General features: G+C 42.1%; 20 protein-coding genes. 8 read left to right on the top strand and 12 right to left on the bottom strand.

Going from position 1 to position 26618, the window contains the following annotated elements:
- Window positions 1–504: 504 nt before the first annotated feature.
- From VSA01S_RS02850 to VSA01S_RS19910, 6 genes are all read right to left on the bottom strand, one after another.
- Window positions 505–3963: a BspA family leucine-rich repeat surface protein gene (locus VSA01S_RS02850; RefSeq protein WP_158000768.1), complete on the bottom strand. Its 3459-nt coding sequence runs from the start codon at window positions 3961–3963 to the stop codon at window positions 505–507.
- Between the two features lie 28 nt (window positions 3964–3991).
- A complete protein-coding gene (locus VSA01S_RS02845) occupies window positions 3992–4984 on the bottom strand; it encodes an OmpA family protein (RefSeq protein ID WP_050567313.1) in 993 nt (330 codons plus the stop codon).
- Window positions 4985–5541: 557 nt separating this feature from the next.
- Window positions 5542–6798, bottom strand: coding sequence for a quaternary amine ABC transporter ATP-binding protein (locus VSA01S_RS02840; RefSeq protein WP_039980576.1), 1257 nt, complete (start codon window positions 6796–6798; stop codon window positions 5542–5544).
- A complete protein-coding gene (locus VSA01S_RS02835) occupies window positions 6791–7690 on the bottom strand; it encodes an ABC transporter permease (protein WP_039980577.1) in 900 nt (299 codons plus the stop codon). The genes VSA01S_RS02840 and VSA01S_RS02835 overlap by 8 nt, the downstream gene beginning before the upstream one ends.
- A gap of 88 nt (window positions 7691–7778) precedes the next feature.
- The gene (locus VSA01S_RS02830) at window positions 7779–8768 is read right to left on the bottom strand and encodes an ABC transporter substrate-binding protein (RefSeq protein WP_039980578.1); all 990 of its coding nucleotides are present in this window, start codon (window positions 8766–8768) and stop codon (window positions 7779–7781) included.
- A 189-nt stretch (window positions 8769–8957) separates the two neighbouring features.
- Entirely contained in the window at window positions 8958–9110 is a 153-nt protein-coding gene (locus VSA01S_RS19910; RefSeq protein WP_158000769.1) for a hypothetical protein, read from the bottom strand.
- Between the two features lie 230 nt (window positions 9111–9340).
- Between VSA01S_RS19910 and ygjK the strand changes: the two genes are divergently transcribed.
- Together ygjK and VSA01S_RS02820 are read left to right on the top strand one after the other, a co-directional pair.
- Entirely contained in the window at window positions 9341–12013 is a 2673-nt protein-coding gene (gene ygjK, locus VSA01S_RS02825; protein ID WP_039980611.1) for an alpha-glucosidase, read from the top strand.
- A 233-nt stretch (window positions 12014–12246) separates the two neighbouring features.
- Complete coding sequence (locus VSA01S_RS02820) at window positions 12247–12666, top strand: VOC family protein (protein ID WP_039980579.1); 420 nt, start codon at window positions 12247–12249, stop codon at window positions 12664–12666.
- A gap of 80 nt (window positions 12667–12746) precedes the next feature.
- Here the strand turns inward: VSA01S_RS02820 and VSA01S_RS02815 are convergent, their stop codons facing one another.
- Window positions 12747–13673 carry a histone deacetylase family protein gene (locus VSA01S_RS02815; protein ID WP_039980580.1) on the bottom strand — a complete coding sequence of 309 codons (927 nt, stop codon included), beginning with the start codon at window positions 13671–13673 and terminating at the stop codon, window positions 12747–12749.
- Between the two features lie 216 nt (window positions 13674–13889).
- On the opposite strand from VSA01S_RS02815, the gene VSA01S_RS02810 reads away from it, so the two are divergent.
- Window positions 13890–14096 carry a hypothetical protein gene (locus tag VSA01S_RS02810; protein WP_021707942.1) on the top strand — a complete coding sequence of 69 codons (207 nt, stop codon included), beginning with the start codon at window positions 13890–13892 and terminating at the stop codon, window positions 14094–14096.
- A 176-nt stretch (window positions 14097–14272) separates the two neighbouring features.
- Here the strand turns inward: VSA01S_RS02810 and VSA01S_RS02805 are convergent, their stop codons facing one another.
- From VSA01S_RS02805 to VSA01S_RS02795, 3 genes are all read right to left on the bottom strand, one after another.
- Entirely contained in the window at window positions 14273–16237 is a 1965-nt protein-coding gene (locus VSA01S_RS02805; RefSeq protein WP_039980581.1) for a DNA topoisomerase III, read from the bottom strand.
- 139 nt (window positions 16238–16376) lie between these two features.
- Window positions 16377–16925: an NAD(P)H nitroreductase gene (locus VSA01S_RS02800; protein ID WP_039980582.1), complete on the bottom strand. Its 549-nt coding sequence runs from the start codon at window positions 16923–16925 to the stop codon at window positions 16377–16379.
- 203 nt (window positions 16926–17128) lie between these two features.
- A complete protein-coding gene (locus VSA01S_RS02795; protein WP_039980583.1) occupies window positions 17129–19141 on the bottom strand; it encodes an NADPH-dependent 2,4-dienoyl-CoA reductase in 2013 nt (670 codons plus the stop codon).
- Between the two features lie 231 nt (window positions 19142–19372).
- Between VSA01S_RS02795 and sppA the strand changes: the two genes are divergently transcribed.
- The gene (gene sppA / locus VSA01S_RS02790) at window positions 19373–21223 is read left to right on the top strand and encodes a signal peptide peptidase SppA (protein ID WP_039980584.1); all 1851 of its coding nucleotides are present in this window, start codon (window positions 19373–19375) and stop codon (window positions 21221–21223) included.
- Window positions 21224–21362: 139 nt separating this feature from the next.
- The gene (ansA, locus tag VSA01S_RS02785; protein WP_039980585.1) at window positions 21363–22376 is read left to right on the top strand and encodes an asparaginase; all 1014 of its coding nucleotides are present in this window, start codon (window positions 21363–21365) and stop codon (window positions 22374–22376) included.
- Between the two features lie 80 nt (window positions 22377–22456).
- Here the strand turns inward: ansA and VSA01S_RS02780 are convergent, their stop codons facing one another.
- Window positions 22457–22741, bottom strand: a complete 285-nt coding sequence (locus VSA01S_RS02780; protein ID WP_039980586.1) for a YeaC family protein — start codon at window positions 22739–22741, stop codon at window positions 22457–22459.
- 147 nt (window positions 22742–22888) lie between these two features.
- Here VSA01S_RS02780 and VSA01S_RS02775 point away from each other — a divergent pair, with 147 nt between their 5' ends.
- Complete coding sequence (locus VSA01S_RS02775; RefSeq protein ID WP_050567314.1) at window positions 22889–23752, top strand: DUF2989 domain-containing protein; 864 nt, start codon at window positions 22889–22891, stop codon at window positions 23750–23752.
- 71 nt (window positions 23753–23823) lie between these two features.
- Here the strand turns inward: VSA01S_RS02775 and msrB are convergent, their stop codons facing one another.
- Window positions 23824–24243: a peptide-methionine (R)-S-oxide reductase MsrB gene (gene msrB, locus VSA01S_RS02770; protein ID WP_039980613.1), complete on the bottom strand. Its 420-nt coding sequence runs from the start codon at window positions 24241–24243 to the stop codon at window positions 23824–23826.
- A gap of 337 nt (window positions 24244–24580) precedes the next feature.
- On the opposite strand from msrB, the gene gap reads away from it, so the two are divergent.
- Window positions 24581–25576 carry a type I glyceraldehyde-3-phosphate dehydrogenase gene (gene gap, locus VSA01S_RS02765; RefSeq protein WP_039980587.1) on the top strand — a complete coding sequence of 332 codons (996 nt, stop codon included), beginning with the start codon at window positions 24581–24583 and terminating at the stop codon, window positions 25574–25576.
- Window positions 25577–25715: 139 nt separating this feature from the next.
- A complete protein-coding gene (locus VSA01S_RS02760; protein ID WP_039980588.1) occupies window positions 25716–26600 on the top strand; it encodes a D-hexose-6-phosphate mutarotase in 885 nt (294 codons plus the stop codon).
- The last annotated feature ends 18 nt before the right edge of the window (window positions 26601–26618 follow it).

Raw genomic sequence — 26618 nt, 5'->3', positions numbered from 1 at the left:
TATTCATGAACAATGGGAACTGAGCAATCAGTTCCCATTGTTTTTTTTCTGCAAATAAATGTTCAAACTTTCAAATCATATAACACCACCTATCCCAGAAAATTTGAATACATCTAATACCTACCCCCCTTTTTCTTCAGCAACTCAGCCTAAACAAAGCAAACTAAACCAATGAATAACAAGCTAAATTTTAGGTGTGTTCTTTAGTCTTAAAAAGATGAGTGTATTTATCACAAAGGTTATGTATAACAAGGAGAGCGTATAAAAATAGTGGAAACAAAACGGTCCGATCTAGACCTCTTCTTCGAATATGTTGGAACTCGCTTACTGAAATGCAGACAATGACACTCCACTTTTTCAACCCATATCTAAACAAAATTGTTATGTATCAGAATCTTTAGTGGCTAAATTTCGAAGTAGTTTTATCATGAAGAAGGCGGCCAAGTGACCGCCTTGAGTCTCAGGTTTTTCTTTATAAAAAACCACCGCTCCCTGTAAATTTCATCAAGGTAACTGACAAGCCGTGCTTCCCCAGTTAGGCATTCTCGACTCATCTCGTACTGTAAAGAATTGACTTGGTTCTTCTGTAATGTTCGGAACACACCATACACTCAGATTACCATTGAAGTTCTCTGCGTTAAGGAACATTCGCTTCATATTCCTGACATTCGAAGTATTCCATTTATCTAGAGATTGATCGAAGTTTCTTGCATCATAGAACATCTGACTCATGTCCGTCACATTAGAAGTATCCCAACTGTCAGAGTCTTCTTTAAAGTTTATATCCTGATTAAATGAGAGTGCTCTCCAGAACATCCAGCTCATATTTTTCACGGAAGACGTATCCCAGAGACCAATATTTTTATTGAAATGCGAAGTGTGAGCAAACATTAACTGCATATCTGTTACATTTTGGGTATCCCACCCACCGATATCATAGTCGAAGCCTATACCAAGGAACATTGCGTTCATATTTGTTACTCTTGAAGTGTTCCAGCCATCAATGTTTTGATTGAAATCCCGAGCGTAAGCGAACATCGAGTGCATATCTTCTACACTTGAGGTATCCCAACTGCCAGTATCTTCCTTAAAGTTAATATCCTGATTGAATTTACTTGCTTCTTGAAACATCCAGCTCATATTTTTCACACTCGAGGTATCCCAGTCACCAATGTATTGATTGAACTTAGATGCACCTTTAAACATCGCTTCCATATTCTTTACGTTGGAAGTATCCCAACTACCAGTATCTTCCTTAAAGTTAATGTCCTGATCGAAAGGAGTTTCATGAAACATCCCTTCCATGCTCTCAACGGAAGAAGTATCCCAACGTCCAATATCATGATCGAACTTGGCTGCTTTAGAAAACATGAAGTTCATATTCGTCACATTTGAAGTATTCCAACTGCCTGTAGTTTCTTTAAAGTTAATATCCTGATTGAAGATAATTGCGCTAGAGAACATATTGTCCATATTTGTGACACTCGAGGTATCCCAACCACCGATAGGTTGATTAAAAGAACTTGCTTTTGAAAACATATAGCTCATGTTTGTCACACTTGAGGTATCCCAATCACCAATAGGGTGACTAAAGGCAGTAGCAAATTCAAACATACGGCTCATATTTTTCACATTTGATGTATTCCAACTTCCGGTGTCTTTTTTAAAGTTTATATTTTGGTCGAATAGTCTTGCGTTAGCAAACATACTCTGCATAGCAATCACACTCGAAGTGTCCCAGTCACCAATGTAATGATTGAATTTATTCGCATAACTGAACATCCAGCTCATATTCTTTACATTCGAAGTATCCCAACTACCTGTGGCTTTATTAAAATTTATATTCTGGTCGAAAGAAGAGGCGTTATAGAACATCCTGCCCATACTTGTCACACTTGAGGTATCCCAGCGATCGATGGGTTGATCAAATGATTTTGCACTATTAAACATATCGTACATACTCTTCACATTCGAAGTGTCCCACCTGCCTGTGACTTCATTAAAGTTTATATCATGGTTAAAAGAAGCAGCACGTTTAAACATACTGGCCATATTCGTCACATTTGAAGTATCCCAATGATCAAGAGGTTGGTCGAACAAAGTTGCACCATAAAACATCTTACTCATGTCTTTCACACTCGAAGTATCCCAGTGACTAATGTCCTCGTTAAAAGCAGGTTCGTTTTCAAATAAACCGCTCATATTGGTAACACATGAAGTATCAAAATTAAAACCTCTTGAAAGTAAGCTTTTATACTCCGTAGTCTTATCAGAAGCCGTATTTTTTACTGCCTTACGAATCGTGCGATTATTTAGAACAAGTAGATTTGGCTGAGACAATGATTCATCATTAAGCAAGATTTCTATTGTGTCTTCAGAGGTGTAAGGAGTGCCATTACACAAAGCTTCAAAGTCAATGTAATGATCGCAATCCATCGTCGTCGGCTTTGTTTGATAGGCACCGTCACGTTGAATAGAAGTTACTTGACAACCCGTCGAGCTCCAGATTTTTTTCTCTAAGAAACCATCTTTCGCATCAACGTAAAACTTCACTGACTGCTCCTCATTTACTTTGAATAGAAGCTCATTGTTGCCCTTAATGACACTTGGATCATTTACAATACTACCGTCAGAGTTAATCACGACAAAATTATTGATCACACCATTGGTGCTGCTAGAAATGGAAACATCATAATACTCTTCCACTTCGGCTGTAATTGTACAATCTGACTCTATAGGGGTCGTTAGGTAAGTAGTTTCTGAATAACGGTCCTCTTTTTTTGTTTTATTGAATACATTACACCCTTCTCCCTTAGTACCAACCAGGCGACTGCCCTCTGATGGTGTCACAGAAAATGACACTTTATCGCCTTCATATGCGCTAAAAATAAAGGGGTTAATAGAGGCTGTTCCACTGCCGATAACATTAAAATTAATAGTATACGTCGGCTTAGGGATAAGTGGTTTGTAGTCTTTTTTTACAAAGTTGACATCCACATCGCATCGACCCGAAATAGACTGTACACTAAACATTGCTGTCGATATGCCATTTGATTTATGTAAAGAGGTGATAACGCAGTTTGCAGTATCAATCACATTTACTTTATCTAAACGATAGCCCTCTTTTTCGCTAACCCAAAACTCCTGCGACTGACCAGATTTGAGGTTAAAGCTTATGGAAGTAGAGCGATCTCCGTATTCAGATAGGTGGAGGTAACCTCCATCAATAGGAGAAACATTCATGTTTACATAGTAATCTAGAGGTAACGGTAAGGGTTCTAGTGGTAAAAATGAAGGCTCAACCCACTCAAACTTGACGGCCACTGAACAATTACTTTCAACCGGACCAACCGTATAAATCGTCGACGTTGTCTCATTTTCACTATTATTTACTACCAAATATGGCTGCAAAGGACACTCCCCTTCTAGAACCTCAACACTGCTAATCTTATAATCAACAAAAGGAGTGACTTCAAAAGAGGCCAAGTCACCATAAGAGACCGAGGCCTTTACAGGTGAAACTTTTCCCCCATTATTTGAGGTGATAGAGACATGGTAATCTAGAGGTGACACTGGATCGAGAGGTAAAAAAGCAGGCTCAAATCTGACGGCAACTAAACAGTCACTCTCTACTGGTCCAACCACATAAACCATCGATTCAGTTTCATTACTATTCATTACTTCATCTAACTGCAAAGGGCATTCCCCTTCTTTGACCACCACACTATTAACTTTGTATCCAGGCGATGGAATCACATTAAATGAAGCCTTTTTGCCAGCAGTAACCGAAGCCTCAGTAGGAGTAACTTCCCCTCCTTGATTTGAAGTAATAGTGAGGCTATAAGTAGCAGTAATGACCTCATCACTATCCTTAGTTTCTGGAGTAAACCCCCCTTCACTATTACAACCATTTAAAAAAAGTGTAGCTACAAGACCGCACAGGGCTAAAACATTTTTTTTCATACGCCCCTTCCCCTTATTCATTACTGCATTATTCATTATTGGCTGCCTCACTCACTTCAGGTTTTTGGTGAATTTCCACACGACGATTTGATGCTCGGCCTTCCTTTGTGGCGTTCAAAACAAGAGGCTCTAACTCTCCTTTGCCTGAAATATCTAATTGGCTAGAGCTTACGCCATGCTGTTCTAAAAAGTGGGCAGCGGCCTTTGCACGACGCTCTGATAACACCTGGTTCACTTTCAAACTTCCCGTTGAATCCGTGTGACCGACAATACTTACTTGAATATGAGGAGCTACTGATAATGCCTCTGCGGCCTCAACCAATGTCACCTGACAAGATTTATTCAAAGTAGAACTAGCAAATTCAAAACGACAAGTTTCAGATATAGGATGCCTAAATTGAACATTTGGTTGTTCTATAACGGCTGCACTTATTGGGCGAATCTTTACTGACTCTATCGAGGTTGTATCATCAGAGGGGAACGAGTAACTTAAGCCCCATATGATTGAATTACTGTCATAATAACGGGTTTTCGCGTCACCAATTTCATCGATATATTGATAACCAAGTGAACCTCTGAATCGAGGCGTAAACTGATAAGCCAATCCAATTTCTCCTAACGGAGAAAAACCAGTTGCATCTCGTTTAAAGTCTGGGGAAAGCTTGGTCATTTTCCAATAGGCAAGACCTAATCGTCCATAAAGGCTAGCGTTTTCTTGCCAATACCAATCATAACGAGCAGCGACTTCAATCAGTGACGTTTTGATATCAACAGATGTGGCTGAAGCATGTAATTCAGTATGATATTGATACCCTGCTTCAACCGCCCATTGAGGTGCAATTTGATAGCCCGCAAATAGACTCGCGATGCTACCTTCTGGGTCCTTTTTATAATGGTAAGCATCATCTTGCGAAAATTGATACCCTGCTTTTACTCCTAAATAAGGAGCAGTCTCGGCACTCAGTGTAGATGCACTCAGTACAAACACACTAAATATTATTGAGGAATGAAACGGTGACATATTTATTGCTCGAAGTACTAAATTTAACTTTATCTTTGCTAATTCAGCAACACCTTGCAAATTAAAGACAACAATAAATTAATTAATTATAATAATATCATATAATCTTTTTATAAAAACTTATGAAAATATGAATTAACCTTTTTAAAAACATGAAGAGCATGGGAATTTAAGAAATAATCACTTATAAATCATAGACTTTAAAAATACCTCTAAATTAATTGATTATTCATTTGGAGAAATAAAGGAATTGTAAAGCTCTCTTCTTTAAAGGAAAGAAAAATCGTAAACCTGCGATAGACTCAATTTTAAAACCGCGATTGCAACTACAAGAATGATAGAAAAACCCACCTATATTAATAGTGACTGTGCTATGTTAGTTTATATTCATAGCATTTATACATTAGTAATTTATATAATTAGAGGCGAATAAAAATCTCGCCTCTTATATTAAATCGTTAACTGTAAAAAACACATTTCCAAAACATATTTACAATAAAATAGCGTTAACCCCCTAAATTAGGTCTATTCGATTTATACCGCACATCTCATATTATTCAGGGAAGAAGTTCTCCAGAGTCTTTATTATTATTCTCAGCAGTTGTGGTTTCCTTGAGTGGCACTTCATCTTCTGAGCTATCTGTAAAGATTTCTGCAACGGCACTTCGTTCTAACTCGCCTTGCAAATTACCTTCATCGTCAACAACAGGCAGTGAGTAGTCACAAGACATGGTATCAGGAAGAATTTCTTCAATCATAGAATCAGGAGATATCGTCGGCACTTCTTCATAGATCTCTTCATCAAGCTGTTGCGAGCTATCCATCTTGGCAGCATCCAACAAGCCTTCTTTAGTAATAACGCCTTGATAACCATCTTCTGTTACATGATAAGCGTAATCTTGTTTAACACGCTTCATTTCAATTAAAGCTTCTTCAATAGTTGTTGCTGTGATGCGATATGCTGGTGGCTTCATAACGATTTCAACGGTTAGTGCGCGAGCTCGATTTACATCTTTAACAAAGGCTTCTACATAATCATCAGCAGGATGGAGTAGGATTTCATCAGGTGAGCCTTGCTGTATCAATTCCCCATCTTTCAAAATGGCAATACGATCACCCAAACGTAGCGCTTCATCTAAGTCATGGGTAATAAATATAATGGTTTTATGCAGCTTCTCTTGCAATTCAATCAGTTGATCTTGCATCTCACTACGGATCAAAGGGTCAAGGGCGGAGAAAGCTTCATCCATCAGGAGAATTTCAGCATCGGTCGCAAGTGCACGAGCCAAACCAACACGTTGCTGCTGCCCACCAGAAAGTTGTGCAGGATACTGATTTTCGTAACCTTTAAGACCAACTGCCTCCAACCATTCATTGGCTTTTGCGAGACGCACTTCTTTCTTAATGCTTTGGATTTCTAAACCGTAGGCAACATTATCGACCACGGTGCGGTGAGGCAATAGACCAAAACGTTGAAACACCATCGACATCTTATGTCGACGAAACTCTTCCAATTCGGTAGCCGACAGCTGCATGACATCGATACCTTCAACTAAAATCTGCCCCATCGTAGGATCAATCAAACGGTTAAAGTGACGAATCATGGTTGATTTACCCGAGCCAGACAGTCCCATGATCACGAAAATTTCACCTTTTTTTATTTGTAGATTGATGTCTTTTAAACCGACTGTATGGCCTGTCTCTACTAGAATTTGATCTTTACTTTGTCCCTGTTTTATAAGTTCAATCACCGTATCAGGTTTCGGGCCGAAGATCTTATACAGGCCGCTGATTTCTATAAGTGGCTTAGTCATGTTTCAGATCTCCTAAGTGCGCTTGAGTTCGTTTTGCATAGGCTTGTGATGCACGGTCGAACAAAATCGCCAAGGCCACAATCGCTAAGCCGTTCAATAATCCGAGTGTGAAATATTGGTTAGTGATCGATTTTAATACTGGCTGTCCCAACCCTTTTACACCAATCATTGAAGCAATAACAACCATGGATAGCGCCATCATAATGGTTTGGTTGATGCCCGCCATAATAGTTGGCATAGCCAATGGTAATTGCACGCCAATTAAGCGCTGCTTTTTACTGGCACCAAACGCAGTCGCCGCTTCTAACACCTCTTTATCGACCAAGCGGATCCCAAGATTAGTTAAACGAATCACTGGAGGAATCGCATAAATTACAACGGCAATGAGCCCCGGTATTTTGCCTATACCGAGTAACATAACGACAGGGATAAGGTAAACAAAAGCGGGCATCGTTTGCATCACATCCAGTAACGGTGTAACGATTGATTGCACTCGGTTAGAACGCGCCATAGCGATACCGATTGGAATACCAAGGGCTATTGCAAGCATGGTACAAACGGTGATAATACTGAGTGTCCTCATGGTGTCTTCCCACATACCGAAATAACCTATCAGTATCAGAGAACCAAAACATGCGACCGCAAGTTTCCAAGAGCGGCTTGCGGCATAAACTAATCCAGTACAAATCGCGAGGATGATAAACCAAGGAGTTGAAATAAGAAGTTTTTCAAACCACACCAGAAATGAGAGCAGTGGGTCAAAGAAAGATTCAATCAGGTCACCGTATTCACGCGAGAAATCGCGATAGGCGCCATCGAGTGTTTTGCGGATGGCTCTAAGGTCAGTGCGATCCATTTCTGGAAATTCACTCAACCAGTTCGAGTCAGACATATATAATTCCTTTTCTTACCGAGGCTGAAGTCAGCCTCGGTATACAACAAGTTCGATATTCCTGTATCGTTTACGAAACGCCTCTGTTTTACAGGGCACTTTGTACTTTTTTCGCGACGTCTTGAGGTACCCAGGCCGTCCAGATTTGCGGATATTTTTCTAGGAAGTGGTACATGGTCTCTTCACCATCAGCTTGGTTGTCCTCCATCCAAGCCAAAATTTGGTTCATGTCAGCATTAGTAAAGCCACGCTTAGTGAAGTACTCGTATGCTTGTGGAGAACGTGAAGCAAATTCTTCAGTGGTAACAGTATGGACAGGAGAAGGCGGGTACATTGTCACTTTAGGATCTTCACAGTCTGCCTGTGTGATACAACTTACAAACTCTTTTTCATTTACGCCGCTACCAAAATCCACTTTAACCATGTCGTATTTACCCAATACTGCTGTTGGAGCCCAGTAGTATCCAAACCATGGCTGCTGGCGTTCGTAGGCTTTGGCAATAGAGCCGGATAGGCCAGCACTTGAACCAGGATCGACGATCTCAAAGCCAGCGCTCGCGAGATCCATTGATTTAAACAAGTTACCCGCACTGATTTGGCAGTTCCAACCCGCTGGGCAGCTATAGAAAGCCGATTTTGTTTTATCTTCTGGATGAACAAAGAGTTTAGCGTGCTTCTTGATCCCTTCAATGGTTTTGATGTCTGGATATTGCTTAACAAGATAGGCTGGAACCCAGAAGCCTTCTTCGCCACCATCAACTAAGGCTTTGCCTGCATAGCGAAGTCTCTTCTCAGCTACCCCTTTATCTAGCGCATCTTTAAGACTGTTACTCCAAAGTTCTGGGGCAACGTCCGGTTGACCTTTTTCAATCATTGAAGTGCCCGTAGGCATGGTATCACCAGGTATCAACTCAGCCTCACACCCATAACCATGTTCAAGAATAAAACGGTCAACATTGGCGATCAGCGTGGCGGAGTTCCAGTTCATGTCTGCAATGGTAACGGTACCACACTCATTAGCATTAACATTGGCTGCTAGCGCACCAGTAGCCAGTAGTAAAAGTCCTTGGTATTTCATATTAGCTTCCTTTTTGAACGTCTTTTATTTGCCGTGTAACAGCAAGGATAAAGAGGACACTGCAAACTATACCGCACCACAAACCGTAAATAAAGACGGAGGCAAGAGAGACAGAAACAGCGATACAGCAAACGGTCATGAATCAACTCAATGATAGCGCGCTCAGATTCGACTTATAAAAACTCTTGTTTATTTGCTATAAGAATCACGAACAAATGTAAATGAAGTGGCTTGCTTAGTATAATTGAGGTAATGAATAGAAAAGGAAGTAAAAAGCCAAATCTTGCTATTATGCCCTTTCCTTATTGCGGCTTTAGTTGCACCACCTTCATTTGTCATCATGCCCCTGCCCTTGTAATGAATGCTAAAACATTGCCCAGAAAAATAAAAACCATCAAATAGACTATTTCTATTTAAGACAAAGGCTCACTTTTTACATGGTTATTATTGTAACCACTTATTTCCGTGTGATAACGGCAACATTATCATTTGTCATTGCGTATTACATTCTCGCAGTCGTTGACCCACCACTGCTTAGTCAGGGTGTAAAAATTAAAGTTTGAATGATGAATATGAATACAAAAAAATCCTTTTTAACCGTTTCCATTACCAGTGCCCTACTCCTTGGTTGTTTTAGTGATTCTAAAAACTCAAATAGCGAGGAAAATCAACCTATTATCGCCTCACAATTTAGTAATATTCTTGACCGCTCAGGTACTCCTAGCCACCTAGCAGAAGTTGGAGCAGGCAATCACATGGCTTACACCCCATTGCATGATAATGGAGCATGGCATGGACATTTATTACCAGATTTAAGCCAAAGCAACGAAAATACAGCTGGAGGATTTGGAACGACAATTATTGCTGAAGAATACAATGTCTCTATGGCAAAATACCTAGAGAAGCCGATGATCATTCTAGACGGCAAGAAAACGGACTTCACCACCAAGGCATACAGTATTCCGGGTGCTCTGATTCAGAAATTAACCACTCAAGATGGCGTAGTGATCGATTTAACATTACGTTTCGTTTCAGATCGCTCTTCTTTGCTAGAAACGAAAGTCTTGAATCCGACGACACAATCTCTTGAACTGTCTCTTTCTGGCCAGCTGGTCACAGGGTACTACGCTAAAGATGGAGATGCTCAAAGTCAGCCGTCTCTGTCAGAAAAGTTACCGAACTATACTCGAACACTCAATAGCGATAATACAGGTAACGTTGTTGTTGATTTCGGCCGTGAACGGGACTCTTGGTATGTGAGAACCACTGGTGAATCCGCGTTCCATATTACGCGCAGCACCCCTACCATCACGACACTCACTGACAATGCCTACACATCAATAAAACGTATTACAGGTAATGAAACTTTCTATACTGTCTTCACCCATACATTAACTGCGCAAGAATGGGCTAAAGAAAAAACAGTCGTTGATGATATTTTAGCTAATCCTACAACCTATTTAACCGCCTCAATCAACCGTTGGGAAACTTATCTAGAGAAAGGGCTAAGTAATAATTCAGCAGCCCCAGAACATGAGCGTGTAGCCGTTAAAGCGATTGAAACTTTAAATGGTAACTGGCGTAGCCCTGCAGGTGTTCTGGATCATCACACTGTTACACCTTCAGTCACCGCACGTTGGTTCTCTGGTAACTTAACTTGGCCTTGGGATACCTGGAAGCAAGCTTATGCCATGGCACACTTTAATCCAGATGTTGCTATGGAAAATATTCGAGCCGTTTTCCAATATCAAGTCCAAGAAGGCGATGCACTTCGTCCATGGGATCAAGGATTTTTGCTTGATGTCGTTGGTATGAATATGGGCAAGCCAAGAGCAGAAGCCGAAAATAGAACCGAGTTTAACGATGCTCAAACATGGAATGAGCGAGATACCAAACCTTCTCTAGCCTCTTGGGCAGTTTGGGAAGTGTACAGTGCACTTAAAAATGAACACCAGCGTGAAGCAGAAGCGATAGCATTTCTTCAAGAGATGTACCCTAAATTAGTCGCCTATCATAATTGGTGGTTAACCGCTCGTGATACCAACAAAAATGGCATTCCTGAATATGGTGCAACTTTTGATACTGAACACAATGTCACAGCAGAAGAAGCCGCCAAACCAAGGGATATACATAACAACTGGAATGGCCTAGCTATTAATGCTATGAAGTATAAATACATCAAGCTCGGTGAAGACAAATGGACATACGATGCGGGTATTGAAGGTTATAACGCGCTGCTGGATTCACAAAACTATGTTGATATTGGCAGTCCCGCACAAACTGCGGCTTCTTGGGAGTCCGGTCGTGATGACGCCGCCGTATTTGGCTTCATTGATACGATTGCAGATGCAAAAAGTACCGAACCAATGAGCATCACCCAAGCTCAACAAATCGACCAACTGGGCCGTTATGCAGTAAAACACGGCTTTGATAACAGCATAACAGTCAATGAAATTGTTGACGGTAATGGTAAATCGACCTACATCGCTGAATACACCAACACAACGCCAGAAAATAACGATAAGCTCAATCTAGCCAAAAAAGAGTGGCAAGTAAAATTTGCTGAAAGCAAAGACACTAACGGCCAAATTGTAGGATATTCTCTAAAACAGGAATCGGTTGATCAAGCTTCTTATTGGTATTCTGATAACAATTATCTAGCAAAAATCGCTCAAGCCATCGGCTTTAGTGATGATGCGCTTGAGTTTAAAGCGAAAGCCGAGAAAACCAAACAATACATTAATCAGTGTATGTTCGATGCCAATAGTGGCTTTTATTACGACATCAGCATCAATTCAATCAGTCTAAGTAATGGCTGTGCCGGCGAGCCTCTAAGCCATCGAGGCATGGGGCCAGAAGGCTGGTCGCCCTTGTTTAATGGTGCTGCGACACAAGAAAATGCTGACGCCGTAGTCAAAAATATGTTGGACATCAATAAGTTCAACACCCATGTTCCACTAGGGACAGCGGCACTTGATAGCCCAGCTTATGGCGCAGATATTTATTGGCGTGGCCGAGTTTGGGTTGACCAATTCTATTTTGGGGTCCGAGGGATGGCAAACTATGGCTATCAAGTACAAGCCAATGAGTATGTTTCCCGTTTGTTCCAGAATGCGGAAGGCTTAACAGCTGATCGTCCAATCCAAGAGAACTACAATCCCGAAACAGGCGCTGTTCAAGGTGCGAACAACTTCTCTTGGTCATCGGCGCATTTATATATGCTCTACAATGGATTTATTAATTAGACACGATATACCCAAGTAACTTAAAAATGCTCAGTGCAGTGAGGCGAACGATAAATTAAAGAAGAGAACCAGTCATAGCAACGGCTATTGCTGGTTCTCTGATGAGCTGATTCGTGTACACAAGTAACCTCAATATACCTCTCAATAAAAAATAAAAATTATCCTTTACCTCAACTTAACCTGAGGTTTTATTCTTGCGCTTGTTGGTTTTAGAGTAGAAACAAGGAGAACTTATGATCCAACTTGAGCATGTAAACTTAGTCGTAAAAGACATTCCTGCAGTACTAAAATTCTATCTTGCTGCCTTCCCACATTGGAAAGTAAGAGCAGAGGGGACAGGCGAATGGCATGGTAAACCAAGAAACTGGCTGCATTTTGGCGATGATTATCAATATCTCGCTTTTAGTGATCATGGTGAAGACGTCAATCGAAATCTGTCCGGACATCAAGTTGGGCTCGCGCATTTTGCCTATGTGACAAACAATATTGATGGCGTCATAAAACGCTTAACTTCTGCAGGCTACCCGATTCATAATCCCGGGACAGAAAATCTATATCGGAAAAATGTCTACTTTATTGATCCGGCTGGCTTTGAAATAGAATTCGTCGAATACCTCAGCGACGATCCAAAACTACGTAACTCTTCCGATTAGAAGCAAAACCCTCACAGAAGTCATACCGAGCTCATTATTTATGGGCTCGGGTTTTTCACGCTCAATAGGCGACATTATTTTTATTGGGAGTCTGAAAATACACTTTGTACAGCACGAATCAACTGCATATGAATAGGAACTAGGTCAGCGTGCTCACTGCGGTAACCTCCTCCAACAACAGCCGCAACGGGAATCTGGTTTTGTTTCGCACATGTCATCAAGAAGGTATCCCTCTCATAGATAGCTTGAGTTGAAACATTTAAAAAGCCAAGCTCATCGTCAGTATGAATATCGACTCCCGCATCATAAATAATTAAATCAGGTCGATGCAGATTGATCGCCATTTCAACCACACTTTTAAAGGTCGATAAAAAGGCAACGTCGTCTGTCCCTCTTGCCAACGGGACATCTAAATCGGAATCCGGCTTTCTGGCTGGGAAGTTCTTATCGCAGTGAAAAGACAAGGTAATGATATCCGATTCATCTGCGCATAACGTTGCGGTGCCATCGCCATGATGAACATCACTGTCAATGATCAACACTTTATCAATGGCTTCCTTGGTTAACATCTGCTTAGCAGCAAGCACTAGATCATTAAACAAGCAAAAACCACTGCCGAAATCACGATGGGCATGATGGTAGCCACCACTTAAATGAATGGCCACTCCGTGTTCATATGCTTTTTCGGCAGTCATTACCGTCCCACCAGCAGAAGTCAACGTACGCTTAATGAGTGCATCACTCCAAGGAAAGCCTATCCGACGCATCTTCGCGGCAGGCAACTGGCCACTGACCAAAAGATCGACGTACTCTTCACTGTGTACTTGTTTTATGGTTTCGATACCAAGTGGCTTTGGTTGGAAAAAGACAGCAGGGATCGTCCAATGGCCTTTTTCTCGATCTGCGAGTACAGCTTGGTATAGATAGGCATATTTCATGATTGGGTAACGATGGCCCACAGGTAAATCGAGTTGTGAGTAAATCGGATGGTAGATCAGAGGAAGCATAAGGATTCTTCTTCGTTGCGAGATAAAATCTGGCCTCAATTTTACTGAAGCTGAGCGGTCTTGGTAAACCCTTTATTTCAATCAGTTAAATAGTAAAGAGCACCCCTGCTCTTATAAATACCTTCTTCCCAGCGCGCTTTCTCTAAGTTACTACTTGAATTTATACAATTTCAAACCAGACTTATTGTTGAGAATAAACTCACTAAGGAGAAAGTTATGGCTGCTGATAGAGATCTGGTGAACTTCAGTGAAGAGCACGAACTCAATTACTGCTTAAGAAGTGCTGGTAAACGTCAAACCCAAGCAAATCGTGATGCTCTGATTGATCTTGGCAAACAGGTCAAGCAAGATTTAGGCAAACGTGTCCTGACTCAGGATGACGTTCGAGGCGCCATTCACAGTCATGATGATATGTTTGAATAACGAACGCGTTTTATACATTACAAGCACAAAAGCGGCACCACTCAATGCCGCTTTGTTTTTTATTCATGTGCTGTTAACGGTCCTTAATGTAATATCTAAGCATCGTGCCACGCCTGAAATCTAAGGCGTCTAGCTGAACACTGCATCTTGAAGTGATTTAGTTATAGGTATAACACTTACTGGGTTGATTTACGCCTTCCCGACGCCGTTGCTGTTTTACTTTTCTTATAGCTGCGTTTTTTACGTTTAAATGCTGGCCGTTCTACTTTAGGTAAGGATCGTAATGAATCTGGGACACCGCCCTGTTTAACTTGCTGCATTAACCCATCAATACGCTGCTTCAACGCTTGCATGAATGGTAAATAAGCTTGGTTACGCTCTGCCATACCTTGCAGTTGATGCTCCCAATGTGCCGTCATATCTGGAAACGTAGACTCTTCTGGCAAAGCATGAATTAAGCCTCTCCCTGCTGGTGAACTGAGAATGGATTTTCCTTGCCGAGTCAGTAGTTGACGCTTAAACAAAGTATCCAAAATCCCTGCGCGGGTCGCTTCAGTACCAAGACCATCTGTTTCTCGTAGTATTTTTTTCAGATCTTTGTTTGCCACATATCTGGCGATACCCGTCATCGCTTGGAGCAAAGTCGCTTCTGTAAAGTGCTTCGGAGGCTCAGTTTTGCGATCCTTAATTTCTCCTTCACGGCAGGTAAGGACTGTCCCTTTCGTTAACGGAGGAACCGTATCGATCCCTTCTTCTTCCTTATCGGTTTTACCCATTAAGGTTTTCCAACCGGGCTCAACCAGCTGTCGACCTTTAGCAATAAAGGTACCTCCTGCAATATCAAAGACTAACTTCGCCTCAGCATACACAGCCGATGGATAAAATTGCATTAAGTATTGACGAGCAATCAACTGGTAAACTTTGCTTTGATCAGCTGATAACGCAGCGGGGTTAACTTGCTTAGGAGTAGGAATAATTGCATGGTGAGCATCGACTTTTTTATCATTCCAAGCTTTAGATTTCAGACTCAGGTTTGCACCAAAAACAGCAGTTTGTAACGCTGCGTCATTATGGCTGATCGCGGCAGTCACAGCAGCGGCTTGAGCAAAATGCTCTTGAGGAAGATAGCGACAGTCGGAACGTGGATAGGTGATCAGCTTATGTCTTTCATATAAAGCCTGACAAGTATCTAAAACTTGCTGAGCACTCATGCCGTAACGTTTTGCGGCATCAATTTGTAATGAAGACAGAGAGTAAGGCAATGGGGCCGATTGCTTGGTTTGCTTTTGTTCAGATTCGACTACTGTAGCGGGCTGATTAGCAATTCGTTGCGCGACGTTCTCAACCAGTTTTCGGCTCAAGACTCGGCCATCTTCATCTTGCCAAGGTTTACACGCTTCACTCGGTTTCCAACGAGCTCGAATGTCGAATGTACCATTGTGATCTTGATATGGGATCAGTGCGTGCAAGGTAAAATAGTCCTTCGGAACAAAGTGTTCAATCTCTTCATCCCGCCGCACCACTAAGCCCAAAACTGGTGTTTGTACACGTCCTACTGACAATACTCCTTCATAGCCCGCTTGCTGTCCCAGCAGCGTGTAAGCTCTAGACATGTTCATCCCATATAACCAATCCGCTCGCGAACGGGCTAGCGCAGAAACGGACAGAGGGATGAAGTCGCGGTTGCTACGCATAGTATTGATGGCTCGCTTTACCGCTGGCAGGTTTAGGTCTGAAATCAATAAACGCTGGGTGGCTTCTTTTTTAGTTTTAGACAACTTACAGTAATCTAACACTTCATCAACCAGGAGTTGCCCTTCCCTGTCTGGGTCACCTGCATGGATCACTTGAGAGGCTTCTTTGAGAAGCTTACGAATAACCGTCAACTGCTTACTGGCACTTGACCTCGGTCTCAATTGCCATTGCTCTGGGACGATAGGGAGATCGGCGAGGTTCCATTTCTTATAACGCTCGTCATAAGCATCTGGCTCCACCTGCTCCAGCAAATGTCCAATACACCAAGTGACGATATCGCCATTGCCACAACGAATAAATCCTTGTTCTTTCTTCTGAGGATTAGGCAATGCCGACGCAATCGCGCGGCCTAAGCTGGGTTTTTCGGCAATAAACAGACGAGTCATAATGATCAAATCGTAAAAATAATTAGGGTGACATTATCTAATGTCACCCTAGTAAATCAAGAAAAACTGTATAAATAAACAGATACATTCATCATTGACCGCAAGATACTCTGCTTTACAGCTTCTGCTCTACAACTGGTCAGATAAACTCAACAAACTGAGTGAGCTCTCGTTCTGGCACTTTTAATGGAGTACACCCTGGCGTACCAAGATAAAGAAAACCGACAATCTCATCTTCCCCTTCCAAGCCAAAAGCCTGATGTACCTCGGGATGGAACATCCATTTACCCGAGCGCCAAAAGCCTTGAAAGCCTTGCGCAACCGCTGCCATTTGCATCGCTTGAACAGCACAACCAGCCGATAGGTGCTGCTCCAACGCTGGCACTTTGTCATGAGGGGTCACTTTGGCAATCACAGTGATCACCATAGGTGCGCGAAAAGGTGCATTTTTTACTTTTTCTATGATCGCATCATCACTATTTTCTGCCTGTGCTGCTTTCACGAAAATATCAGACAGTTTTTTAAGGCCATCACCTTGAGCAATCACAAAACGCCAAGGAGTAAGACCTGCATGATCAGGCGCTCTTAGGCCTGCACGAATAATATTCTCTAATGCTTTACCCTCTGGTGCTGGTTCAGACAATTTGGCGATTGAGCGGCGATTAAGCAAAAGATCAAGAGCTTCCATGAGCATATCCTTTATGAATTCTATATAAAATCGTACTTTTTAACTCTAGCATAATCGAACCCTGCGATTAACGGTTGGTTTTGTAAGGATATATACCCGAGTGACCTTAAGATACTTGGTATAAATACAGATAAACTAAAAAAGCGCGCTATGCCTATAGCGCGCTTTTATGGCAGGTTATTCTCTTAGCCAGATCTAAAACTTTACAAAGTCACGGCTAGCTTCACCCCTTGACGAATCGCTCGAACAGCATCGAGCTCGCCTGCGTAATCCGCACCACCAATAATATGCAGCTTATCACCAAACTCCGGCCACTTATCTTCAAAAGGACGAACCGATTCTTGCCCAGCACAAATGACCACTTTGTCAGCTTCTAGTAATTGAGATTGGCCGTTAACATGAACGTACAAACCCTGCTCATCAACTTTGTCATAGGCGACACCACCGATAAGATGCACACCACGTTTTTCAAGCGTCCGTTTGTGAATCCAGCCGGTTGTTTTACCTGGACCTTTTCCAACTCTTCCTTTACGACGTTGCAAAACCCAAACTTCTTTATCACTGAGCACTTCAGGGTATGGGAATAATCCCCCTGGATGGGACATTTCTTTATCTATCCCCCACTCTTGCAACCAGTCATCTAAGGTTTGTTCAACAGGCTCAGTGATCATGGTTGCGACATCGATACCAATACCACCAGCGCCAACAATTGCGACTTTTTCACCCAAAATGGTTTTATCACGAATGAGAGTTTGATAGTCCACGACTTTATTAGGTGTATCGATGCCATCAATATGAACCTTACGTGGCTCAACACCACTGGCCATAACCACTTCATCATATTCACTAAGTAAATCGAAATCCGCTTCCGTATCTAAATGAAGGTTCACACCTGTTTCATCGATCCTATTGGCAAAATAGCGGATTGTTTCTCGGAACTCTTCTTTACCAGGGATCTGCATTGCTAAGCGGAATTGTCCTCCGATACGATCATTCTTTTCAAACAAATCAACTTTGTGCCCCCGTTCAGCCAGTGTCGTAGCACACGCTAATCCAGCCGGCCCAGCTCCGACAACAGCAATGGTTTTCTGGTTAAATGCGGGTTCAACGACAATTTCAGTTTCATAACAAGCCAGAGGGTTAACTAAACAACTGGCTCGTTTGCCACGAAAAACATTATCTAAACAGGCCTGATTACAACCAATGCAAGTATTAATTAGTTTGGATTTTTTCTGCTCAGCCTTAGCAACAAAATAGGGGTCAGCCAGGAAAGGACGTGCCATTGAAACCATATCAGCTTGTCCAGAGCTCAAAATACGTTCTGCTTCTTCTGGTGTATTGATACGATTACACGTAATGATCGGGACTGATACATGAGGCTTCACTTTTTCAGTCACCCAAGTGAAGGCTCCGCGAGGCACTTGCGTTGCAATTGTTGGGATTCGAGCCTCATGCCAGCCAATCCCCGTATTAATCAGTGAAACACCTGCATCTTCCAGCGCTTTTGCCAACTCAATCACATCTTCAAAGGTACTGCCTTGCTCGACAAGATCTAACATCGACAGTCGGAAAATAATGATAAATTTTTCTCCGACAGCTTTACGCACCGCTTTGACAATTTCAACCGCAAACCGCATACGTTTTTGGTAACTGCCTCCCCAATCGTCATAGCGTACATTGGTACGTTTACATAGAAACTGGTTGATCAGGTAACCTTCAGAGCCCATAAGCTCGACACCATCGTAACCTGCAAGTTGTGCCAAATTAGCGCTATTTGCAAATGCTTCAATGGTTTTTTTAATTTGCTTTGCACTCATTTCATTTGGTGCAAATTTCGCTATCGGTGCTTTAATACTCGACGCACTTTGAGCGAAAGGGTGCATTGCATAACGTCCAGCATGTAAAATCTGCAAAGCAATTTTACCACCATGTTTATGTACAGCTTCAGTGACCACTTTATGTGCTTTAGCATGTTTAGACTTACTGAACTCTGCACTAAGGGGATGAAGACGACCGCGTAAATTGGGCGAAAAACCACCAGTGACAATTAAGCCTACTCCACCTTTGGCACGCTCTTCATAAAAAGCGGCGAGCTTTTGAAGGCCTTCTTTGTGTTCCTCTAATCCAGTGTGCATCGATCCCATAAGAACTCGATTACGAAGTTGCGTAAAACCTAAGTCCAATGGCTTTAACATATTTGGGTACATGGCAGACATTATTCAGCATCCATTTTATTATGGTCAGACCACTTTAATCATCACAAACATAAAAATCAAACAATCGTTTACATTTTTGCAACACAAGTCAATCTCGTTACAAAATATGCCAATTATCCTGCGCTCATGATATGCTGAGACGTTATTACCTTTCAGAAGATTAAATACTGCGCCATTGTGGCAAGGTTCATTATTTCGTGACAAGGCTCACTATTTCGTTATGGGGAAAAAATGAAAAACATCTTCAAACCTATTGGTCTGATTTTTAAGGGAATATGGAAAGTTATTACCTTTATCAGACTGGCCTTGGCAAACGTACTTTTCTTGGTATTCATTGCCGCTCTTTACTTCGCATTGACCTACAGTGCGCCCGAACAACCTGTGCTCGAGAAAGAATCGGCGCTGGTTTTGAATCTATCTGGCTCAATTGTCGAGCAAAGTCACTACATCAGTGCGATGGATTCTTTTACAGGGTCTGCTTTTGGTGGTGATATCCCTGAAGAAAACGTTTTATTCGATATCGTCGACACCATTCGTCGTGCTAAAGACGATCCAAAAATATCAGGCTTGGTTCTGGCTCTTGGCAACATGGCAGAAACCAATTTAACCAAACTGCGCTACATTGCAAAAGCACTCAATGAGTTTAAAACGTCTGAAAAGCCTATCTATGCGACTGGAAGCTTCTACAACCAAAGTCAGTACTACTTGGCAAGCTATGCCGATAAAATTTTCCTTGCGCCAGATGGCGGAGTGATGATTAAAGGCTACAGTGCATACTCAATGTACTATAAATCTCTACTTGAAAAGCTCGATGTCTCAACGCACGTCTTCCGTGTTGGTACTTATAAATCGGCCATAGAGCCTTTTATTCGCGACGATATGTCTGAGGCTGCAAAAGAATCGACCACCCGTTGGATCACTCAACTTTGGAGTGCTTACGTCGATGATGTTGCTTCTAACCGCAAGTTTGCTAACAGCACGCTTAATCCAACCATGGAAGAGCTGCTCGCTGATCTAGAAGCTGTTGAAGGGGATATTGCTCAACTCGCACTCAACAAAGGCTTAGTCGATGAGCTTGCAACTCGTGAACAAGTGCGCAAACAGCTGATAGATGTCTTTGGCCAGGACGATAAACACAGTTTTAATGCCATTGATTACCATGAATACCGCACCACAGTACTTTCTAACCCAGCGAACTCAGACAATGAAATCGCAGTGGTTGTTGCCAGCGGTACCATCTTAGATGGTGAGCAACCAAGAGGGACCATCGGTGGTGACACAATTGCAAACAAACTTCGTCAAGCTCGTAATGATGATAAAGTGAAGGCAGTTGTACTCCGCGTCGATAGCCCTGGCGGTAGCGCCTTTGCTTCTGAAGTGATCAGAAATGAAGTATTAGCCCTCAAAGAATCTGGTAAACCGGTTGTCGTATCCATGTCGAGCCTAGCGGCTTCAGGTGGTTATTGGATTTCAATGAGCGCAGATAAAATCATCGCTCAACCGACGACCCTGACAGGATCGATTGGCATTTTCAGTGTGATTACTACCTTTGAAAAGAGCTTACACAAATTAGGCATCAATACTGATGGTATTGGCACTTCGCCGTTTTCTGGTGACGGTATCACAACAGGCCTCTCGGCAGGTGCAGCACAAGCTTTCCAACTTGGCATTAATCACGGCTACAAACGCTTTACGACCCTAGTCAGCTCTAGCCGAGACATTCCGTTAACTGAAGTCGATCACGTCGCACAAGGTCACGTTTGGACAGGTCAAGATGCATTGTCGTTTAATCTGGTCGATCAAATGGGTGATTTTGATGATGCCATTGATGCAGCAGCACAATTAGCTAACCTTGAATCATACGACCTCAACTGGATTGAAGAGCCACTGTCTCCTGCTGAACTCTTCCTACAGCAGTTCATGCAGCAAGTGAAAGTCTCTTATGGTGTCGACGCGATGAGCTTGGTGCCTAAGAGCCTTCAACCGATTGCTAAACAGTTGAACCAAGATGCAAGTTTGCTTCAGAGCTTCAATGATCCAAAGGGAATCTATGCATTTTGTTTGAACTGCCAAGTTCAATAGACTGTTTACAAGCTTTGACTTATTAGAAAATTTATAAAGTAAACAATAAAGGGGCGTTCTCATTGAGATGCCCCTTTTTATTAGATGCGATTCCGTTATAATCCCCGCCACTGTTCCCTCACATACAAAAAGTAGAACGATGACCAGAAAACACATCTACATCGCTTACACTGGTGGCACCATCGGTATGCAGAAATCCGCGCATGGTTATGTCCCTATCGCTGGTTTTATGGAAAAACAATTGGCAAGCATGCCTGAATTCCATCGCCCTGAAATGCCAGAGTACACCATTCACGAATACGATCCTTTGATTGACTCGTCTGATATGACGCCAGCTGACTGGCAGCAAATCGCCGATGATATTCGTGACAACTATGAAAAGTATGATGGTTTTGTCATATTGCATGGTACAGATACCATGGCCTACACCGCTTCTGCTTTATCATTCATGTTAGAGAACCTGGGCAAACCTGTTATCGTTACAGGCTCACAGATCCCATTAGCTGAGCTGCGCTCTGACGGTCAAGCAAACCTCCTTAATGCTCTTCATATTGCAGCAAACTACCCAATCAATGAAGTCACGCTATTCTTTAACAATCAGCTGATGCGAGGGAACCGCAGTACTAAATCACACGCTGATGGCTTTAATGCATTTACATCCCCGAATTTACCTGCACTTCTCGAAGCTGGGATCAATATTCAAGTCAACAATAACATTCAGGTTAATGAAAAACCACAAGGTGAGTTCAAGGTCCATAATATTACGCCGCAACCAATTGGTGTGATCACCATGTACCCTGGCATTTCACACGAAGTAATTCGTAACACATTGCGCCAACCCGTTAATGCGATGATCCTGCTGACTTTTGGAGTGGGTAATGCTCCTCAAAATCCGGACCTTCTCAACCACTTAAAAGAAGCTTCCGAGCGTGGTGTCATCGTGGTAAACCTAACTCAATGTCTTGCAGGGAAAGTTAATATGGGCGGCTACGCAACAGGGTGTGCGCTGGCTGATGCGGGCGTAATCAGCGGCTTCGATATGACGCCAGAAGCAGCTTTAGCAAAACTGCATTACCTGCTGAGCCAAAACCTCACTTATGAGCAAATCAAAGAGCGCATGAAGCAAGTGCTGCGAGGTGAAATGAGTCTCTAAACGCTATCTCAGACTTGATGCAAAGCCCAATGTTGAATTTTGGGCTTTGCAATACGCGACCAACGCGAACCCAAGACAAATTAATGTTGGTTTGGGTTAATGCGAACAATATCGCTTTCTTCTTGATTGAATTGCTTTTTCAGCTCTTGCTTTGATTTAAAGCTAATTTCTCCACCTGCTGCAACTGTCATATGCTGCGCATCCGTGTTATGTTTCGATTGATACAACATAACGGCTTGCATACATGAATCTCTTTGTTCTTGAGATAACGGCGTACCTTCTGGCCATCTGCCCGTTTCAACTGCGTAGACCAGCCGCTCATAGACTTCTGGTGTGATCGCATCTAATAATTGATCTGCGTCCATAATGTGCCTCTTAATAACATTTTGATCACAGAACATAACGTCATTGCAGATAGAGTCAAGGTTTACAAAATAAATTGGTGTAACGGATCACAAGCAAAATCGATGAAACGAAAAAACACATTTCTGATATTTTCTTCAAAAGCAATCATGTTTCCTAAAGTAACTGTTTCTTCGAGGTTGCTAATATTTTGCAGTTTATTATTAACAGGTTGCTTCGATGGTAATGTTAAAACAGAGGAGTTGTGTCAAAATCACTCTGAGTTGCAATGCAAAAAACTTAATATCAATGACGGCCGGTGCCGTATTCCACGTACTAATCTCATATGGCATCGCTTTGAACAACTCCAAGTTCATTCAGAAGCAAATCAGATCAAAGAATATGGCTTGTTAGCGGAATACCGCAAATGCTTAGAGTTGGCTTCTCAAATTACCCCGATTGATCAAAACGAACTAAAAAGAAACCGATTCGATGCTTTGATTCATACCATTAAAGAACTCGATAGAATCGTTAACGAACTCCAAAACTCTACTCAGCCCGCTACATTGTATTTTTTGTGGTCTCAAACCGCGAATATGCAGGCTAAACGCTTATTCTTGAGGATGGAAGGTTCCCCCAAGCTCAATACGGCTGAAATGCAGTATGCTCTTGCAACCTTTTACGCGAAGAGAGATCCTTCAAAAACGATTCAACTACTTAATAATGCCCTGACAATGTCCAACAAAAACAACCTTAAGCTTGAAATACTCAACACTTTGGCCAGTTTGAACCAAGAACTTGGACACAAAGAGCAAGCGTATATGTGGGCAATGGTTGCTAAACAATTTGATGTTCCAATTGCCAGCAAAGATAAACTTGAAAGAATGTTCACTCTTACTCCACAATCTAAATACGAACAACTAGCTGATTTAGCAAAACGTGTCGCTAAATCACTCAAAAAAGGAGCCTACTCTCCCGAGCAAGTGAATACCTACTTAGAAGCGATTATTACGCCTGTAATAATCAACCAATAAGTACTTCAGTTTAAGTCAATGTCGCAGTTAAAGCCCAATATTACATGAAAGGATAAAACAGCATTGAGCAATTATTCGGCATCTGGGCCAGATTTGTTGAAAATTAACGACACTGAGTTAATGCAATAACGTTCGCCTGTTGTTGTTGGCCCATCGTCAAAAACGTGCCCTAAATGGCTATCGCAAGTCATACATCGGATCTCGGTTCGCACCATTCCGTGACTGAGATCTTCAATATAGCGTACAGCTTTACTATTTGCTGGTGAATCAAAACTTGGCCAACCACATCCAGAATCATATTTGTTATCAGAGAAAAATAACGGTGTTTGGCAACAGGTACATAAATAAACACCCTCCTCTTTATTGTGCAGTAGCTTACCTGAAAATGGAGGCTCAGTTCCTTGTTGACGACAAATCGCATATTCCTCATCTGACAACTTCTTACGCCAATATTCATCGGGCTTCAAGACTTTTAATCCTTTTTTTTCGATCAATTTCTGTTCCTTATTTTCTGTTTTTAACCGTGACTTTTTGAGCAAAAAACTTGCTTCTCGTAACAGTTCTAGCACATACTTTCTCACCGGGACACCATATGTAGTTAATTTAATACGGGCATTCGTGTCGAAAGACATATTACGCTAATTGGAGTAAAGAACACCCACTGCAGAGCTTAAAAAATGAGCACTTGCGATAAATTGTTAAAAAAAGCTTACCTTTTTTTTGACTTTAAACAAGTTAAGTCCGATTATCTCTTGCAGATGTTTACTGGATTCTGTAATTTTACTACCAGTTATCTTTAATCAGAAATTAAGTTGTGGAGCAACTATAATGACTATCAAAGTAGGTATTAACGGTTTTGGCCGTATCGGTCGTTTTGTATTCCGTGCAGCGCAAGAGCGCTCTGACATCGAAGTTGTAGGTATCAATGACCTAATCGATGTTGAATACATGGCATACATGCTAAAATACGATTCAACTCATGGACGTTTCAACGGTTCTGTTGAAGTTGAAGGCGGTAACCTGATCGTTAACGGCAAAATTGTACGTGTAACAGCTGAGCGTAACCCAGAAGATCTAAAATGGGACGAAATCGGTGTTGACGTAGTTGCAGAAGCAACTGGTCTTTTCCTAACTGATGAGACAGCACGTAAACACATCACCGCTGGTGCGAAGAAAGTTGTTCTAACTGGTCCTTCTAAAGACGCAACTCCAATGTTCGTGATGGGTGTTAACCAAGACACTTACGCTGGTCAAGATATCGTTTCTAACGCTTCTTGTACTACTAACTGTCTAGCTCCTATCGCTAAAGTTCTTAACGACGAGTTTGGTATCGAATCTGGTCTTATGACAACAGTTCATGCAACAACTGCAACCCAAAAAACTGTTGACGGTCCTTCTGCTAAAGATTGGCGCGGTGGTCGTGGTGCTTCTCAAAACATCATCCCATCTTCAACTGGTGCAGCAAAAGCAGTAGGTGTTGTTCTTCCAGAACTAAACGGTAAATTAACTGGTATGGCTTTCCGCGTACCAACTGCTAACGTTTCTGTTGTTGACCTAACTGTTAACCTTAAGAACGGTGCATCTTACGAAGCTATCTGTGCAGCAATGAAAGCAGCATCTGAAGGCTCTCTAAAAGGCGTTCTAGGCTACACTGAAGATCAAGTGGTTTCTCAAGACTTCATCGGTGAAGTTCAAACTTCAGTATTCGATGCTAAAGCTGGTATCGCACTAACTGATAACTTCGTTAAAGTTGTATCTTGGTACGACAACGAAATCGGTTACTCAAACAAAGTTCTAGACCTAATCGCACACATCTCTAAGTAATTCATTACTTAATGATGAGCGTTTAGCGCTAAATCTTGTTCAAAAGGCGGCCTTTGTGTCGCCTTTTTTGTATTTGGAATTGAATCACCGTGTTTATAATCGGCTACGGTCAAATAGATGATTTCGCTTAGGAAACTAGATGGACTTACACTCTCTCCCTACCCTAACTGTTCTTTCCGATCATGTCAGTATCGTAGAGATCGATAAAATAAAAGTAGTACGTATCATTCATGATAAAGCGACTGCTGGCATCGCTTTGCATGGCGGTCACGTCTTATCATTTAAGCCAAAAGGACAGCATGACCTTATTTGGATGAGTGACAATGCGATCTTTGATAATCAGACTGCCCTGCGCGGGGGTATTCCAATCTGCTGGCCATGGTTTGGTCGTATCGCTAACCCAGCACATGGTTTTGCGCGCACCGCAGAATGGACATTAGTCGAGCACAGAGAAAATGAGCATGGCGTCATTGTTGAACTGGCTTTGCCTGCTACGCAAGCTACCCATCAACTTTGGCCTCATCAATTTGATGCACGCTTGATTGTCGAGATCGGTGAGGAACTGAAACTATCACTTAAAGTGACTAATACCGACTCTACACCTTGGACATTCTCTGGTGCTCTGCATACGTACCTTAACATCGGGGACGTAAGACAAACAAAAACAACAGGTATGGGTAACGAGTACCTTGATAACTTACAATCGGGTAAGCCATGTCAAGGTGAAAACACTCTGATACTGACAGAGGCCATTGATCGTGTTTACACTCAGCCTGAAGCTCAGATTTTGGTTGAAGATCCTGTGTTCAACCGAACCCTAACCGTGATTAACCATGGGCATAATTCTGCGGTGTTATGGAACCCTTGGGCTGAAGGTGCAAAGGCGATGACCGATATGACTGACCATGGTTACGAGACCATGCTTTGCGTTGAATCCAGTGTTCATGCACCTAGCCTTGAGCAAGGCAAAACCTTAGAACCTGGTGAAAGCCACGAGCTCATTACGATGATTTCGAGCCGATAATTGAATCAGCTTAACATC

Origin of the sequence: Vibrio sagamiensis NBRC 104589, from assembly GCF_007990935.1 — a bacterium.
GTDB lineage: Bacteria > Pseudomonadota > Gammaproteobacteria > Enterobacterales > Vibrionaceae > Vibrio > Vibrio sagamiensis.
This window is presented reverse-complemented; position numbering and strand designations above follow the sequence as displayed.